A 15,881-nucleotide genomic window follows, 5' to 3' on the forward strand; every position below is an offset into this window, starting at 1 on the left:
TTATTATTCGCTCTTTTTCCATGGGAAAAAAACCAAAAAATTGATTTATAGAAGAAGGAAGAGTTGGCAGTTTGCAAAAGGCAGACGGCAGTTTGCAAAAGGCAGTTTGCAAAAGGCAGTTTGCAAAAGGCAGAAGGAAAAAATATTTGGTGGGAGAGTGTTTAGGAGTGTTTCTCAAATCTAATATCTCAAATCTAAAATCTAAAATGGTATTACCTCCTATAGCCGACAAAAAAATGCAGGCTTGGATACGAAGTCGTCACCTAATTTTCTCAGGTCAATTTTTGATTTTTGAAACTTTAGACTACCCAGCAGTTGACAGATTTGAGGAATGTATTACGAGTTTAGGAGGATGCTTGATTTCTGTGGAACCTCTCAAACGAGTGTGGATGGGAAATCACAGACAAGTGATGCTCTATCAAGCGAAAGGAAGTTTGCATACACCTCATCACGAACTGCGACAATACTGGTTCAAATATGGTAGTTTTCAGACTAGATTTGATGAGAGAGTTTAAACAAAGCAGGTTCGTGGTTAAAAAATGATTTCGGTGTTAAAATAATTTTTGTCAGTTGCACAAAGTTAATGTTTTTGTTTAAAGTAAGGAGAAGTCCTGCTCTGTTGCGGTTATGGATATTCACGAAATTGAAGCGTCTCTAGAAAATTCTGATTTTCAATATCGACTCAAGGCGATCGCAGCTCTGAAAGATTATACACCAGAGATTGCCGTTCCTTTGCTAAAAGCTCGACTCAACGATCCAGAATTTTTAGTACGCACCTTTGTCAGTAGGGCGTTTGGACAGCAACAAACCGCCGAATCTTTCGCGGCTTTGCTGCAAATCATGAAATTTGATAACACTCCGAATGTGCGCGCCGAAGCTGCAAATTCCCTGTCCCTGTTTGGTAGGTGTGCTGCGTCTCATTTAGTGCTGACTTTTGTTCAAGATGACCACTGGCTGGTGCGTCGCAGCATTCTGGGGGCGCTGGTAGATATGGAGTGCTACAACGAACTTTTTGAGGTATGTGTCGAAGCGTTAGCTGGGGAAGATATGACGACGCAGGAAGCGGCGGTGGATGCACTCGGTGCTTTGGCCCGAAGCAGCCAGGAACAAGCTGCACTTGCTCGGTTGTTGGTGCTGGCTGGTTCTGAGTATGAAGGGATTCGCCAGCACACTGCATCGGCTTTGAAACATTTTGATGCTCCCGAGGCGAAGGAGGTGTTGAGTCAACTGCGCCAAGACTCTCACCATCGAGTGGTTGGTGCGGCTTTAGAAAATTTGCTTGAGAACAATTAAGAATATTTCATGCAGTTTTATACCATTTTTCTAAAGTAGTGTTATACAATCACCCCCCCAACCCCCCCTTACTAAGGGGGGGCTAAGAGTTCATCTCTAGCAAATCTTTATAAAATTGGTATTAGAGGCAAAAACCGGGTTTTTTCGGGAAATATAGTCTGGAGTGCGAGGAATGTGAGTGGAAAAACCAATATCGTTGGGTTAAGCTGGTCAGGGAGCAAAAACGATGTAAAAAATAGACTCTGCGATTGCTTCGTTCCTCGCAATGACACAACTGAACGGTATTGGGTGAAAAACCCGGTTTCTTAAATGTGCGTAATTCCTGGGATTGTTAACCGCTCAAGCTTGACTGAACTGTTTTAAGCCTGCGATTAAATTGTCAAAACAAAGACCAGATAAATCCTGTTCCTCAGAACTAAAGTGCTGTAAACAGACTGTTTTCAACTGTTCTAATCCACAGAGCATCGCCGCCACGGGAACTCGCAATTCTTGATAAAGTAGTTCCATGTTTTCTAGTCCGGCTTGACTGGTAAATTCAGGATTTTTCGCTGCTATGCTATAGGAGACAGAGCGCAGGAAATGCCAAAAATCTCGCCAACAGGCTTCGGCGCGTTCTGGAGGATAGAGGTCATTACCTGGTTCGGCGATATTAGGAAAGTCGGCTAACACTTTTTCCCTGGCATTGGATACAAGATGAGGAGCTTGCTCTCGCAGCAATCTGGCTTGTTCTAACATTAAAGATGTATTGGGAAGCAGATTTTTGATATTTTCTAAATCTGCGTCGGTGAGATATCTACTTTCATCGTCAGCCTTTTGAAAAATGGTGATAACTTCATCTGGATAGAGGTTTTTCCAAGTGGCAAAGCTGACGATTCTGGCTTTGGGAATTAATTGTTTGGCTCTTTCACTTAGTTGCATAGCTATTAAAAATGTACTGAGGTAGTTGGACACAATCCAAGTTATAGACTAGAATTATGAGAAGTTTTATTAAGATTTGTTACATTTAAGAAAATCAAAGATGAGAGTGTGGTACAAACTTTTCATTAGATGTAAGTGCGATCGCACCTTTGGTTTCATAACGAATGGTTTCATAACGAAATATTACTTTGTTATCCATAAAAGAGACTAGGTTTAGGGCGATCGCCTATTATCCTGTGTTCAGGCAGAGATTGAAGGAGCTAAATTATAATCTATGTTTAAGCCATTTCAGCAATTTCTAGAAAAAGAACTGTTTGACAACTTTGCACTAGAGAGCCGTCCCATTCCCTCTGGATTGGAGTCTGTGGTGAGTGAAAGAGGTAAAAATCCCGCCACGATTCAAAGTTGGTGCTATGAATGCCCAGAATTGAGAAAAATTCGCTACACCTACATCGATGCTGGGGAAACGGCGCAAATTTTCAATAGTGTGATTTATCCAAACCACAATTACGATGTGCCGTTGCTAGGGATAGATTTTTTAGCGTTTGGACAAAAGAAAATCTTGGTAGTGATCGATTTTCAGCCGTTATTTCGCGATCGGCCTTACATAGATAAGTATATCGAACCATTGACCGAAATTCGAGCTAAATACAGCTCGTTGGTACAAGACTTAGAAATGAAGTTTTATGATGCCAACCAGTATTTTTCCAAAAATTTGCTTTTTGCCAAAACCGACGCCGAAACAGTAGTCAACCAATTGTTTCCCGCCTATCAAGAATACGTCCAGTTGTACTGGAAAATGCTACAGCAAGCTACTCCCCTGACAACTCCCGAAGAAGTTCAGCGGATTGTGAAAGCACAGAAAGATTACGACCAGTATAGTGCAGAAAGAGACCCCGCATCCGGGCTATTCGGCAGCTATTTTGGCCATGAATGGTCAGAGCGCTTTTTGTACGAGTTTTTGTTTGAAGATGCTGTTCCCTTAGCGGTTCCCGCCGGGACAAAATAAATTTAAAATGACTCTCTATCAGCCTTTTTTAGATTACGCGATTCCACTACTAAGGGAGCGACTTGATTTAGCTCCCTATCCGATTCCGACCGGTTTTGAAAAAAAAGAATGTATCACGGGGAAAGGAAAAAAAGAGCAGTTGGTTGTCACTACTAGCTATGCTTTTCAATCCCCAAAACTGCGGCAGATTCGGGCGGCTCATGTTGAGGGTGGTGATGCTCTTCAGGTACTGAATTTTGTGATTTTCCCGCAAATTAATTATGATTTGCCTTTTTTTGGGGCGGATTTGGTGACTTTGCCGGGGGGACATTTGATTGCTTTGGATATGCAGCCGCTTTTTCACGATGCGGCTTATCAGAAGCAATACTCAGAGCCAATTTTACCGATTTTTAACAAGTATCAAAAAGATTTGCCCTGGGGGGGAGATTTTCCTGAAGAGGCAAAACCTTTCTTTTCTCCGGCTTTTCTGTGGACTCGTCCGAAGGAAACTGAGGCTGTGCAGACTCTGGTGTTTGATGCTTTTAAGGATTATCTACAAGCTTATCTCGATTTAGTCGATCGCGCGCAACCAGTCACTGACAGCGAGAGATTGGCCGAGATTCTTCAGGCGCAACGCAATTATATCAACTATCGGGCGGCTAAAGATCCTGCTAGGGGAATGTTTCTGCGCTTTTATGGTGAGGAGTGGACTGAGGAGTATATTCACGGTTTTCTTTTCGACTTGGAACGGCATTTATAGGAGAGTTAAGATTTGTTTGTGAGGACTTTAGTCCTCTGGATTGGCGGACTGAAGTCTGCACTACGAACCTCATTGGCGGACTGAAGTCCGCACTACGAACCTCATTGGCGGACTGAAGTCCGCACTACGAACCTCATTGGCGGACTGAAGTCCGCACTACGAACCTCATTGGCGGACTGAAGTCCGCACTACGAATGATATTTAGTTTGCAAGACTTTGAGCTGTATTATTCCGAGTAAAACAATTCCAAGTACCTAATTCCTTGGAATCGCGACTGCAAAGCATCGCCCTGGCTTCCGCAGTCAATCCTTGTACTAAGCTAAAATCAGCACCCGCAATACTTTGCAACTGGTCTAAATTCGCTCCTGTCAAATCAGCCGCCCGTAAATCTGCGCCCTGCAATTCAACTCCAATTAACATCGCATTCCGCAAATAAGCACCAGTCAAAAAAGCATTCTGAAGATTAGCCCCGCTTAAAGCCGCTCCCTCTAAATTTGCTCCCGTTAAATCTGCTCCGCTGAGATAAGCACCTCGCAAATTACAGTAACTCAAATCCGCTCCTCGGAGATTGGCTGCATTCAAAAAAGCCCCGCTCAAACTAGCTTTTGGCCCAATAGCTTCGGATTTTTGATAATTAAATCCTTCCGGCCAAATGGTCTTGCTATCATATAAAGCTAGTTTGAATTTAGCTCCTTCTAGTTTGGCACCGGCTAGATTGCAACCTTGTAAATCAGCTCGAAAAAAATAACTTTCTTGTAAATTTGCTCCGCTTAAATTGGCGTCTCGGAGATTGGCGCGCCGAAAGTCAACTCCCTGGAGATTGGCGCCTTGGAAATTCGTTTTGCTGAGGCTGGCGCCAATCAAATTTGCTCCGCTCAAATCAATCCCGGATAAATCCATTTGGCTGAGGTTGATTCCCTGGAGGTTGGTTTGAGCTAGGCTTTTACTGTGTTCAATAGCTTGTAAGACTTCTGTGAGAGTCAGGGGCTCTGAGAGGAAAAATGAGTGTTGACGAAGTGCCATTATATTTTTGAAGATTTATTGATGGAATTGCTCAAAGTTGTCCGGTGTCATTTATCCTAGGATTTGATTGATGAGCGATCGCCAGAAAGTTAATTTTCTTAACCAAAATTCGCTCTGATTCCGCTCCCATCCCCTTGACAAGGGGGACTTGCTTGATTCCTCTCGCTAAGCTGACACAGAAATGCTGCTAACACCACCGATGACTATGATGGATTTCTTTCGCAAGAGTGAGGGCGTTTGGTTCACTCAGCGAACAGTCCACAATTTTGATACTGCTGCTGCTGATGAGTCGGGAGAATCTAATGTCATGATTGATGTCTTGTCAATTGATGATCCCAGAGTTTTAGAGGTTTGTCAACAGCAAAATGTAGATCCTGCTTTAGTTAGTGGGGGATGCAGTTTCATGTGGCAAGATAATTTGGATGATGCCATCCCCAACCAAAATTATGCTGCAATTTTGATCGATGTGCCGAATCCCCATAACCCGAAGATGGGTAAGTTTCTCCGAAATCGCGGCTATGTTGAAGGGATTCCGGTGATTGGTATTTACAATTTTGCTGATGATGGGGTATTGACTATTGAAACGGAATATGAGACAAATCAAGGACAGGAACGCTGTTGGTTTATTAACGATCATTTTCGCGTGCGGGTGATGACTGTTCAAATGAGCAATGGGGTTAAACAAATGGCATACTGTTCTGAGCGTCGTTGTATTGCTCCATCTGTTTTAGAAGAGTTGTTGGAACACAATCGCTTGAGAGCTTCTGGGGCGGGTGCGGTGTCACATTAAAGTACACAAATAAAAACCCGGCGATTGAAATCGCGGCTACAAAAACAAAGTCCGCCTACGCGGACTAATTATCCAACTATCAAAACTATGTCTGAAAATGAAGATTTGACAACATTTGATCGCAATGAATCTGCCGAAGATTTAACAGAAGATTCAACACAGATAGAGGCTGAAGAATTGGTAGAAGTTATTGCAGACTTTGAGCTGTATCGGGAACGTTTGGTGAGTGAGACGATGGCGGCGGCACAAAAGGCCAAGCTACCACAGAAAGCAGCTATGGCGAAAATTGAGCCGGAACTTGCTAAAATTGATGCTGGATTAGATAGTCTCCGCGCTCAATTGGCGGCTATAACTACAAATAATTAGGTGATAATTATGGTCAATTCTAACGCTCAATCTCAGGACAATTCAATTTTGTTGGCTCATGCAGAAACAGATGCTTTGCTTCAACAAGTTACTGAACAAATAGATTTAGATACTTTTGATGCTAGTGATGCTGAGCTTTTGAAGCGTCTGGTTGAATGTTTGGGAGATACGCGGGGGATGACTCGACTGCGTTGTGCGGAAACTCTGGCAGAAATTGGTGAAGATGCTACTCCTTTTTTGTTGGATGCTTTGGGAAATCATGTGAATCCGGTTGTGCGGCGTGCTGCTGGTAAAACTCTGACTTTGATTGGCGATCCGACTGCTGTTCCTAATTTAATTTATGCTTTGTTAAATGATGAGGATACGGTGGTTAAGGGTTCGTCAATTGGGGCGCTGGCGAGGATTGGGGAACCTTCTGTGCAGCCTTTGTTGGATATTTTAGCCTCTACTGATGTGCCGGAAAGTACGATCGGTCATGCGGCTTGGGCGTTGGCGTTTATTGGGGCGGGTGCGAAGGAGTATTTGTATCGGGCGATCGCCTCTGATTCGCCTGTGGTGCGCGGGGCTGTGGTTGGGGCGATCGCCAAAGTAGCGCAGGAAGAGCCCAAAGCGGACTTATTTGAGATTTTGGTGAAGTCTCTAACGGATGTTGATGTTGACGTGCGCTGCGAGGCGGCGGCTGCTTTAGGAAATCTGGCATATAAGCCTGCAATCCCCAACCTGATTGAGTTACTGCACCACGGCGATGCCGAAAGTCGCAGGGCGGCGGCGTTGTCTTTGATGAAGGTGGGCGATCGAATTGCGATCGAGCCGCTACAAACCGCATTAGCTAAAGAATCGGAAGCCGCAGTGCAAGGCGTAATTAAGTTAGCAATTTCTCAAATTAAATAACTAAAAATATGACAGAATCAGGTACAGGGCGGATGTTACTTTCTCACAATTTTGATATGCCAGAGGGTGTCTTTCCGCAATTAAGTCGGGAAGATTTGACTCGGGTATTTGCTGAGGGTTTGAGTCAATATCCTCAGATTAAATGTCGTGAATTAAATCATCCGCACTGGATGGTAGAAGTTTTATTTTCTAATGATTTTTCTCCGCCTCAAGTCGGAGAGTTTTGCGCTCAAGCTTTGCACGATAAGCGGATGAGTCAGGGGAAAGCCGATGAGACTTTTCCCGATATTTTGATTTTAGCCGGCTTGAAAAAAACTCCGCCCTTGAGTGACAATCCTGAAGCTTTACAACCGGGAGAATGGGGAGTTGATGTGGTGGAAACTCAGTCTGCTGAGAGTTTCTTGATGGCGATGGGCTGGGATGAGAAAACATCCGGGAAAAGTATTGAGGATGTTTTCAAAGTTGAAAGGAGGAAGGGGTAAAAGCTTAAAAAGTCGTTTGGAAGGTAAAAAGTAAGTCCCGAAGCGCTGATTTTGACCTTCACCAAACTATTATCTATTTCTTTCCAATCAAAAGATTGAATTGAAGGTGATGCGGAGAACTAATTTTTAGCATTTTTTCTGGACAATCATGCTCATCACTTATTGTCTCCCGTGTTGGTTTCTTATGAATATTAATATTTCTGATAGTGACGAATCGATAGACATAAGTATCAAGGAATTGCTTTGCGTACCAAAATTCTTTGCCAATTTTCTGACAATACGCGACAAAACACTGTGCACCTTTAAGTTGCTGAATAATTTTCTGTTCTGGGCTTGTTGTAGTTTTTGCCTTCATCTCAATACAGAGGATAACTTTTTTCTTACCAGTATCAGCAACTATCACAAAATCTGCACGTTTGCATTCACCTTTTGAACCACCAAATATTGCTTTAGGTGCTGTAAAAGTATCTGCCTTGATGACAATAACTTGATCATCATTGGGCATTCCATGAATTGTGACAGAACAATTGGGGAGATCGGGTTCTCGGAGTGTCACCTTCTTTTTACCGTAGCTATCTTCCAATGGCACTGTAGCACTTTCCTGAATCATCTCTTTCAGGATAGCAATATCAGACATTAATCCTGACTCCAGACAATCGATTCCTGAATCCGGTTCATCGTTTCAATGGTTGTATCAAAACTGCGGGCTTCAATACCCATTTCTGGATCGATATCGGCTGGTGTAAGAGTTTGACATTTATTTGTTTTTGTCTTCCCTGTCTCTTCCGCAATATAAACCTTGATTTTGTTAGACGAAATTAGTTCTACTTCCCTATAACCTTCTTCTTCTGCAATTCGCTTCAGATGAGGTTTATCGTGGTTAAGCATAATCAATGTATTCAGTTCTTTAATAATGTAATCACTGTGGGTAGTGATAAAAACCTTAATACCCAGATTTACCAAGCGAGCAAATAGACGTGCGACGCGGCGCTGGTTTTCAGGATGTAGATTCAATTCTGGTTCATCTATCATCAATAAATCGCCAATTTGAGCCTCATGTTTGAGGTAAAAACCGATGTCTAATAGAGAACGTACAGCACTAGAACTTTCATCCATAGAAAGCTTGAGCCTTTTACCATTTGGCTCATAATAAAGTTCATCATTACGAGTAACGGTGTATTGACCGCCGATTATATCAGCAAAATCTGCCAGTATATCAGGATGGTTTTCCGCAATAAAACTGCTTTTCTTGACAATGGTTTCCAGTTCCCTCGTAAAGTCAACGTTTGTCTTGATTGGCAAAGCGTAGTCCTGATAAGCCTTAAATAAGAGCTCCATTGGATGGATCTTATTATTGCCTTGACCCATTTGTTCAAGCAATCTATTGCGGGCAAAATTCAACTCTTTGCGAAAAATAGCTGCACCAGTTCGTTCTGCACTAGCGATAAAAGGACGAGGAATAATTTCGGCAAAAATGATATCTTTCAGTGCATCAGCAATGGTGTGTTTAAGTATTTGATTGGGAATTTTTGCCTTTTCTTTTTCAACTAGCAAGGTGACAACTAATTCTCTACTTTCTTCTCTTTTGGTCATAGAGAATAATTCGACATTGGCAGATCCTATTGTTAGCTCGAACTTGCCTGTTAAACGAATATTTTTGATGTCTAGATTTACCTGAAACTCTGTTTTTTTAAATCTTTTAGCCGGCGCTGCGAAAATCTGAGGTAATTGCTGTGTATAAACTTGACAAGCTTTAGAAACAATTTGCTCAGCCTGTTTGACATATTCTTGTAGATCGAGATGAATTACACCGTCAGCAAGGAGTTGCTGGATATTATCGTCGTTGATTTCGATCGCCAAAATCTGCCGCCAAGTAAACAAAAAGCCAAACAGTGCATAGGTAGCGTAGGTCTTCCCGGTATTGTTGCCGCCACAAATAATTGTCAACTCGCCCAGGGTGAATTCAGCTTGTTTTAGGGCACCAAGATTTTTGACTTTAATTTTCATTGGTGTTTTCCTTAGATTGCATCGCTAACAAATCCGCTTCGATCGCACAAACCAAACTAAACAGCCAGCGCCTTGATACTTTCTTGGGTATCAGGAGGGATCTTTTGCCAACTCCTAGCAATGTTAATATTCATATTGGTTTGAGCAATATCTAACAATGTATCATCAATTGAATGTGTTTGATTTTCGCGCAACCAAATTAAAATTTCCGCTAAATGCCAGACAGAATGGGCACCTTCATAAACAGGAATCGGAAATTTTGAGTCGTTTTCGAGGGTGAGATTGGTCATGTGCTGTTGAGTGTACCCCAGAATTTTAGCTGCATCCGTCAAGCCAACAAAATCTGGTGCCGCTTCAATTAGAGTGGCACTTGGAACAACTCTTTTGACATCATGAATCGCACTAGAAATAGCTTCATAAGCCGATGATGCGTCGCGGATGAAATTTAGTGCGACATATCCTTTATTTCCAACTCCAATCAAAGCATCATCACAGCCACCTGCATATAGTCTCTCAATAAAATCATCAGTATCCGCTAGGGAATTGTCCAGATTAAACTTCAAAGTAAAATCATATTCGTTCATTTTTTATTCCTCCCCTGGGGAAGACTCGTTCACATTGTTATGCTTTGTGCAGTTATCCACTACTCGACGAATTTGTTTCCCATGATTCCCTGAGTTTTTTGGGGTACTCCAAATACTAGATATACAAAAAATCCCACTTCTACACTCTTTATCGTTGTAGGAGCAGTAGATTTTTCCCCAAGCATGAGAACCACCAACATCAACGCGCCATCCATTTTTTTCAGCGTACCTCAACGCATCCTCAACTTCTGGCTTTGGGTGAGTTTTTCTGACCATTACAATTTTTGCTTACATATCGTTCAACACGCTACTATAAACCTAACTATTCTGCACGCTTGTAATTCATCACCAAATCCAAGCGCGATAAAGAACTTGTCGCCGATTCCCGCACGTAGGAATCAACTGCTTCATCATTGGCAAATCTGGTAAGAACTTCTACACAACGAGGATCTCCCACAGAAGCCAGCGCACTCACGATCGCCACCTGCACGGCCACATTATCGGTTGTATTCAGCGCTTCCACCAAAATTTCAAACGCAGAGGAGCCCATCTGGCCCAAGGCCATCACGGCTGCGATATGCACCACAGGATTAGCATCATCGATCGCCTTTTTCAATCCCTGCAAACCCACTTCTGGGAAAGGCAACTCTGGATAATTAATCGCAATTTGCGCCAATACCTTCGCCGCACTCCCTCGCACAGTCACATTCTCACTGTTTAACATTGCGTCAACTACGGCTGGTATGGCATCCTCGCCGATCGCACCCAAAGCCTTCACAGCCGCCCGACGATAGACGACATCTTCGTCATCTAAAATGCTCACCAGTTGGGGAATTGTATTTTCATCGCGGGAATCGGCAATTTCAAACATCGCCCGATCGCGCATATGAGGATTCGGGTGTTTTAGTTTTTCAAACAAAGCATCTGTTGTCATGATTTATGAAGGAAGAAGGAAGAAGGAAGAAGGAAGAAGGAAGAACGAAGAATACTCTGGTTTCTGAGTAAGATCGTCTCAGTTCGATTACTAGCGATGGAAACTGTTTGTAGTGCGGACTTTAGTCCGCAACATTAAAGGACTAAAGTCCTCACTACAAACCTTGTAATTCCTAAATAGCGATGGAAACTGTTTGTAGTGCGGACTTTAGTCCGCAGCATTATGAGGACTAAAGTCCTCACTACAAACCTTGTAGTTCCCAAATTAAGATAATTAGGATTTTGCTGAATTATAAGCTTCTATTTTAGCTTGTACTAGCCAATCTCGATCGGTCGCATCGGTTTTATAACCGCTGACATCACCAAGTTTTTCGAGTGCCATTAATACAGCATAGTTCAAATCCCAGATTTTTGTTTCCAAACAGGCTTGCAATGCTGGAATAGCACGCTGTTCTCCGAGTTCCCCTAGGGCGATCGCCGCGGCTGCACGGGATTTCTGAAACTGGGGTTGGGAGTTGTTCAAAGCTTCCAATAACAAATCGTAAGCGGGAGAGTGTTTGAGCCAACCAAACAATTTTACTACATGAAAATGCGCTCCGTAGTCATTGTTCGCTTCTTCGGCGAAGGTGGCAAACAGGGCTGCTGGTGCCTCCTCTGAGTAATTTTCTAGAATTGTTTTAGTTGCTAAATAGCAACGTCCAAAATCCGTTTCGTATAATTGCTGAATCAGAAACGGTAAATCTGGTAATTCTTCGTAACTGTGTACTAAATCCAAATCTTTCGGTTCGTCCCGCAAGGTTTGTTCTAAATAGGGTTGAATTGTCTCAAAGGTTAGGGATTTGTCAGCGATTCCGGCTGCTGCTAACATCCGAATTCCCCTCAGCCGAAAGACTAATGATACGGGACATTTGGCAATATTGGGTATGGCATCGTAGTAATGGGCGTCAATCAAATCCTGAATTGATAATCTGCGCCCTAGGACATTTTTGTGTTGTAGCATGGCGACAACTTTGCTCATTTGAGAAAAGTCTCGGGTTAGGCGACAAATTGCGGCGATCGCAGCGCTAGCAATTGGTGGATCGAGATCGTTAACAAATTTGCGAATTCTTGCCTCTGCTGGCTGATAATCTAATTTAGTCAGGGTGTGGATAATTACTCGGTGGGTTTGTCCCGGTTTATCCAGCAATTGAGCAACTTCTTCTAGGATATCGGTGTCTTGAGTGCCTATTTCGCCGATCGCCCATACGGCATTTTCTACGGTGTAGCAGTCATCATCGCTCAAACAGGTGCGAATCACCGGCAATGCTTGGACAGCTTGGAGTCTTCCCAAGGTTTCTACCGATTTGCGGCGCACAATGCGGTTGTCTAGGGATGGATCGGTTTGCTGTACTGCTCGCATCAGTGCTGCGATCGATCGCTCTGTGGAAAAATTTATCAAATGGGAAGCGGCTATGTAGCGGGAATCTTCTTCGCCGATTTGGTCTTGTGGCGTATCTAAAATGGCGATCGCCTGGTCTTCCGTTAAATTAAAAAAACTAAAAAAGCGTTTATCCATAAAATTAGCAGTCTGCAATAACCTAATACGGTTCAGATCAGACGGCGGTTGAAACCGCGTCTATACAAACGATGTCCGCCTCCGCGGACAAAGAGAGGATAACGTAATTTTAACTGCCCTGTCTTCAACCCGCGGAGGCGGGTTTTGCTTGTATAGACGCGGTTTCAACCGCCCTGTTTTATATTAAAACACAATAACAAGCCCAGGAATTCTTTACCCTTACTTCACCGAAATCGGCAGAGCAACGAGCCAAGAGTTCCTAGACTTGTCGGGGTAGAAACTACCCAGTTACGACATTACAACAAACCTGTCTAATTAATTAGGATAGGGAGTTGATGGCGTAGTCAAGAAGAGCATTGTACTCAGTCAAAGCTTGAGGAGACATATCGCGAGGAGCGCAACCGCGGTTACGAGCAAAGCTTAAAGCTTCAACGTAAGGAGCAGTAGGCAAGCTCAAAGCGCGATAGACTTCGCGTTGACCAGCAATACCCCATTCATCAAGAGGGCCTGTGCCGCCAACTACTAGGCAATATTGAACCAAGCGCAGGTAGTGCTTGATGTCGCGGTGGCATTTTGCTTTGAAAGTATCGGTGGAGTTAGCTTGACCGGCTTCGTTCAAGTAAGGATACTTTTTGATGCAAGCATCATAAGCTTCTTTAGCAACTGAATCTAGGTTGTTGCCCAGTTTTTCTGCGGCTTCTAAACGAGCAGCAGAGCGTTGGATAGAACCTTGTACTGATTCTAAATCTGAGGTGCTGGGGAAGCGTCCTGCTGCATCAGCAGAAGCAATCGCGGTGGTGAGAACTGATTTCATTTCCTAAATCTCCTAAACTGATTTTGACTGTGAGCGTAGTTTCTATTTTGCTGAGCGAATTGCGATTAGCAATGAACTAGCTCAGGGCAGAAATGATGCGATCGAAGTAGCTGGAAGATTCAGCAACCAAGCTAGCGCAACGATCTTCAACTACGATTGTTCCCATTTTCCGCAACTTAGCACCAGCAAATTTTTCGCTAGGGTTGTCTTGGATGTGAGCAGCGGCTTGAGCCTTCATGATTTGAACAGCACGCACGGTGGAGGTGGTGGGTACGCCCAAAGCTGCGTAGGTTTCTTTCAAGCCATTCAAGCAACGGTCATCAAGAACGGAAGCATCACCAGCCAAAAGAGCGTAGGTGACATAGCGCAAAATGATTTCTGCATCGCGCAAGCAAGCAGCCATGCGGCGGTTAGGGTAGCAGTTACCACCGGCTTGGATCAAGCCTTGGTTTTCGCAGATCATACCGGCAACAGCGTCAGAAACCATGCAGCTAGCGTTGCTGGCGATCGCGTTTACAGCATCCAAGCGTCGGTTGCCGCTGGCAACGAAAGCTCTGAGGGCAGCAATATCACCGACGGTGGAGGTGCTGGCATCGGCTGAAACTACAGATCTTGAAAAAGCGTCAAGCATTGAGTTCTCCTTAACTTAGACGAAAAATTATTTCTTATCTTAGTTGGTCAACTTGGTGACGAACTTGATGGTTTTGAATATATCTTTGGGATGATGCCTTCGTCTCATTCCTGAGAAACAAAGTAACAATTTGTTACTTTAGTCGCTAAAAGCACATTTTTTGGTTAAAGGGCATAGGGCATAGGGCATGGGGCATAGGGCATGGGGCATAGGGCATAGGGCATAGGGCATAGGGCATAGGGCATAGGGCATAGGGCATGGGGCATTGGGCATAGGGCATGGGGCATTGGGCATGGGGCATACCTCATGTTTTTGAGAACCGCTATATATTTTAGATTTTAGATTTTAGATTTTAGATTGGGGGATTGGGGGATTGATTCGGCAGGATCGGGACTCTCGGCTCATTATGAAGTGCATGGGCTTCAATAAAAAATGCCGAGTTGCAACCTCTTCAGATGCTCCCTTGAGTCACCCGATCGCACTTTGAGGAATCGCCCAAGCTATTTTAAAATTAATCGATAACCCGAATAGTTAATTAGCGATGATAGCAAATCTCTCGGCGCGCTGCTATGCGGGCGATCGCGATTTAACCGCGATCGCCGATTTAATGAATATTTGCGAAGAAGTCGATCGGCTCGATGAAGGAACCACCATCTCAGAATTACAAGCAGAATTTAACCAACCGTCCCGAGATTTAGCGCGCGATATCTGCCTTTGGGAAGATGCAGACGGGAAATTAATCGGTTTCACAGAGTTGTCGATTTCGGAAACCGGAGAACCCATCGATGGTTGGCTGTGGTTTCGCGTCCATCCCGAGGCGCGCTGCGGGGATGTGGAAGTGGCGGCAGTGGCTTGGGGCGAAAGGCGGATGCGCGAAGTAGCAAAAGAGAGGGGCGCGCAGGTGAAACTGCGATCGTGGGTGAGGGCACAGGATGCCGATCGCATTTCTGTACTCACAAATTGCGGTTTTAGGGTCGATCGCTATTTTTGTCGCATGGCGCGATCGCTCTCGGAACCGATCCCCCAAGCGCAGTTTCCCGAAGGTTTTACGCTGCGTGTATTTCCGGGCGAACAGGATGCGGAAGCTTGGGTAGAAATGTTTAACCAATCGTTTATCGACCACTGGAATCACCACGATTTAACGGTGGAGAAATTCAAATACGATTTAGCGAAACCCAGTTACCGAAAGGATTTAGACTTGATTGCTGTTGCTGCTGATGGGACTTTTGCAGCTTTTTGCTACGGGGAAATTAGCCCCCAAGAGTGCGATCGTACCGGGCGAAACGAAGGCTGGATCTGTGTTCTCGGCACCCGCCGTGGCTTCCGCAAAATTGGCTTGGGACGAGCAATGTTGCTGGCCCTTTTGCAGCGACTGAAAGTTGCCGGTGTCGAAACTGCGATTCTCGGCGTCGATACTGCAAATCCCTCCGGTGCATTGCGACTTTACGAGTCTGCGGGCTTCCACAATATTCGCGATAGCATTTCCTATGTTAAGGATGTCTGATCGAATTGGGGGGCGCAGGATTCAAGAAACCCGGTTTCTCTGTGTATGCCTCGTCACCAAACAATATTTCTCGTAGAAACCGGGTTTCTGGGCCCGAGTGCACAGTTGGCGATCGCACTCCGACTCAATCAACCTGGTTTTTTAACTGATTTACGAGTTCAAACGCCATATTTTTGTCACCCCTGTAAGTTTTATCTAAAAAACTTTTCCTACCCCCTTGACACCTGTGTAGTATTTATGTAGCATGAACATATGGAAAGCGCAGGAAAGCCAAAAACCTGTATTTTCCGTACCAAATCTGAACCTTGACAACTAAATAGCGTTCGAGATTTCAAGGAACAT

General features: G+C 44.1%; 18 protein-coding genes. 9 read left to right on the forward strand and 9 right to left on the reverse strand.

Going from position 1 to position 15,881, the window contains the following annotated elements:
* The first annotated feature begins 206 nt into the window (after nucleotides 1–206).
* Nucleotides 207–515: a CpeR family transcriptional regulator gene (locus tag QZW47_RS15485; protein ID WP_293128331.1), complete on the forward strand. Its 309-nt coding sequence runs from the start codon at nucleotides 207–209 to the stop codon at nucleotides 513–515.
* Nucleotides 516–627: 112 nt separating this feature from the next.
* Nucleotides 628–1,293 carry a HEAT repeat domain-containing protein gene (locus QZW47_RS15490; protein ID WP_293128333.1) on the forward strand — a complete coding sequence of 222 codons (666 nt, stop codon included), beginning with the start codon at nucleotides 628–630 and terminating at the stop codon, nucleotides 1,291–1,293.
* Nucleotides 1,294–1,632: 339 nt separating this feature from the next.
* Here the strand turns inward: QZW47_RS15490 and QZW47_RS15495 are convergent, their stop codons facing one another.
* Nucleotides 1,633–2,211, reverse strand: coding sequence for a phycobilisome protein (locus QZW47_RS15495; RefSeq protein ID WP_293128335.1), 579 nt, complete (start codon nucleotides 2,209–2,211; stop codon nucleotides 1,633–1,635).
* A gap of 274 nt (nucleotides 2,212–2,485) precedes the next feature.
* Here QZW47_RS15495 and QZW47_RS15500 point away from each other — a divergent pair, with 274 nt between their 5' ends.
* Nucleotides 2,486–3,220: a 15,16-dihydrobiliverdin:ferredoxin oxidoreductase gene (locus tag QZW47_RS15500; RefSeq protein ID WP_293128337.1), complete on the forward strand. Its 735-nt coding sequence runs from the start codon at nucleotides 2,486–2,488 to the stop codon at nucleotides 3,218–3,220.
* Between the two features lie 7 nt (nucleotides 3,221–3,227).
* Entirely contained in the window at nucleotides 3,228–3,959 is a 732-nt protein-coding gene (locus tag QZW47_RS15505; RefSeq protein ID WP_293128339.1) for a phycoerythrobilin:ferredoxin oxidoreductase, read from the forward strand.
* Nucleotides 3,960–4,160: 201 nt separating this feature from the next.
* On the opposite strand, the gene QZW47_RS15510 is transcribed toward QZW47_RS15505, so the two are convergent.
* Entirely contained in the window at nucleotides 4,161–4,982 is an 822-nt protein-coding gene (locus tag QZW47_RS15510; RefSeq protein WP_293128340.1) for a pentapeptide repeat-containing protein, read from the reverse strand.
* A 181-nt stretch (nucleotides 4,983–5,163) separates the two neighbouring features.
* Between QZW47_RS15510 and QZW47_RS15515 the strand changes: the two genes are divergently transcribed.
* The 4 genes from QZW47_RS15515 to QZW47_RS15530 all read left to right on the forward strand — a co-directional run bounded on the left by QZW47_RS15515 (nucleotide 5,164) and on the right by QZW47_RS15530 (nucleotide 7,511).
* The gene (locus tag QZW47_RS15515; protein ID WP_293128341.1) at nucleotides 5,164–5,772 is read left to right on the forward strand and encodes a phycobiliprotein lyase; all 609 of its coding nucleotides are present in this window, start codon (nucleotides 5,164–5,166) and stop codon (nucleotides 5,770–5,772) included.
* Nucleotides 5,773–5,859: 87 nt separating this feature from the next.
* Nucleotides 5,860–6,138: a hypothetical protein gene (locus QZW47_RS15520; RefSeq protein WP_293128342.1), complete on the forward strand. Its 279-nt coding sequence runs from the start codon at nucleotides 5,860–5,862 to the stop codon at nucleotides 6,136–6,138.
* A gap of 9 nt (nucleotides 6,139–6,147) precedes the next feature.
* Nucleotides 6,148–7,029 carry a HEAT repeat domain-containing protein gene (locus QZW47_RS15525; protein ID WP_293128343.1) on the forward strand — a complete coding sequence of 294 codons (882 nt, stop codon included), beginning with the start codon at nucleotides 6,148–6,150 and terminating at the stop codon, nucleotides 7,027–7,029.
* 8 nt (nucleotides 7,030–7,037) lie between these two features.
* Nucleotides 7,038–7,511: a DUF2656 domain-containing protein gene (locus tag QZW47_RS15530; RefSeq protein ID WP_293128344.1), complete on the forward strand. Its 474-nt coding sequence runs from the start codon at nucleotides 7,038–7,040 to the stop codon at nucleotides 7,509–7,511.
* Between the two features lie 73 nt (nucleotides 7,512–7,584).
* On the opposite strand, the gene QZW47_RS15535 is transcribed toward QZW47_RS15530, so the two are convergent.
* The 7 genes from QZW47_RS15535 to cpeB form a co-directional block, all read right to left on the reverse strand.
* A complete protein-coding gene (locus tag QZW47_RS15535) occupies nucleotides 7,585–8,148 on the reverse strand; it encodes a hypothetical protein (protein WP_293128345.1) in 564 nt (187 codons plus the stop codon).
* Complete coding sequence (locus QZW47_RS15540; protein WP_293128346.1) at nucleotides 8,148–9,518, reverse strand: AAA family ATPase; 1,371 nt, start codon at nucleotides 9,516–9,518, stop codon at nucleotides 8,148–8,150. Before QZW47_RS15540 ends, QZW47_RS15535 begins: the two co-directional genes overlap by 1 nt.
* 56 nt (nucleotides 9,519–9,574) lie before the next feature.
* Nucleotides 9,575–10,102: a hypothetical protein gene (locus tag QZW47_RS15545; protein ID WP_293128347.1), complete on the reverse strand. Its 528-nt coding sequence runs from the start codon at nucleotides 10,100–10,102 to the stop codon at nucleotides 9,575–9,577.
* Nucleotides 10,103–10,424: 322 nt separating this feature from the next.
* Entirely contained in the window at nucleotides 10,425–11,036 is a 612-nt protein-coding gene (locus tag QZW47_RS15550) for a HEAT repeat domain-containing protein (protein ID WP_293128348.1), read from the reverse strand.
* Nucleotides 11,037–11,309: 273 nt separating this feature from the next.
* On the reverse strand, nucleotides 11,310–12,590 hold the full coding sequence (locus QZW47_RS15555) for a HEAT repeat domain-containing protein (RefSeq protein ID WP_293128349.1): 1,281 nt from the start codon (nucleotides 12,588–12,590) through the stop codon (nucleotides 11,310–11,312).
* 319 nt (nucleotides 12,591–12,909) lie between these two features.
* Nucleotides 12,910–13,404: a bleomycin hydrolase gene (locus QZW47_RS15560; protein ID WP_293128350.1), complete on the reverse strand. Its 495-nt coding sequence runs from the start codon at nucleotides 13,402–13,404 to the stop codon at nucleotides 12,910–12,912.
* A 76-nt stretch (nucleotides 13,405–13,480) separates the two neighbouring features.
* On the reverse strand, nucleotides 13,481–14,035 hold the full coding sequence (cpeB, locus tag QZW47_RS15565) for a C-phycoerythrin subunit beta (RefSeq protein ID WP_293128351.1): 555 nt from the start codon (nucleotides 14,033–14,035) through the stop codon (nucleotides 13,481–13,483).
* A gap of 541 nt (nucleotides 14,036–14,576) precedes the next feature.
* On the opposite strand from cpeB, the gene QZW47_RS15570 reads away from it, so the two are divergent.
* Entirely contained in the window at nucleotides 14,577–15,539 is a 963-nt protein-coding gene (locus QZW47_RS15570; RefSeq protein WP_293128352.1) for a GNAT family N-acetyltransferase, read from the forward strand.
* Nucleotides 15,540–15,881: the final 342 nt, after the last annotated feature.

The sequence above is a fragment of the Microcoleus sp. bin38.metabat.b11b12b14.051 genome, from assembly GCF_013299165.1.
In the GTDB taxonomy this organism is placed as follows: domain Bacteria; phylum Cyanobacteriota; class Cyanobacteriia; order Cyanobacteriales; family Microcoleaceae; genus Microcoleus.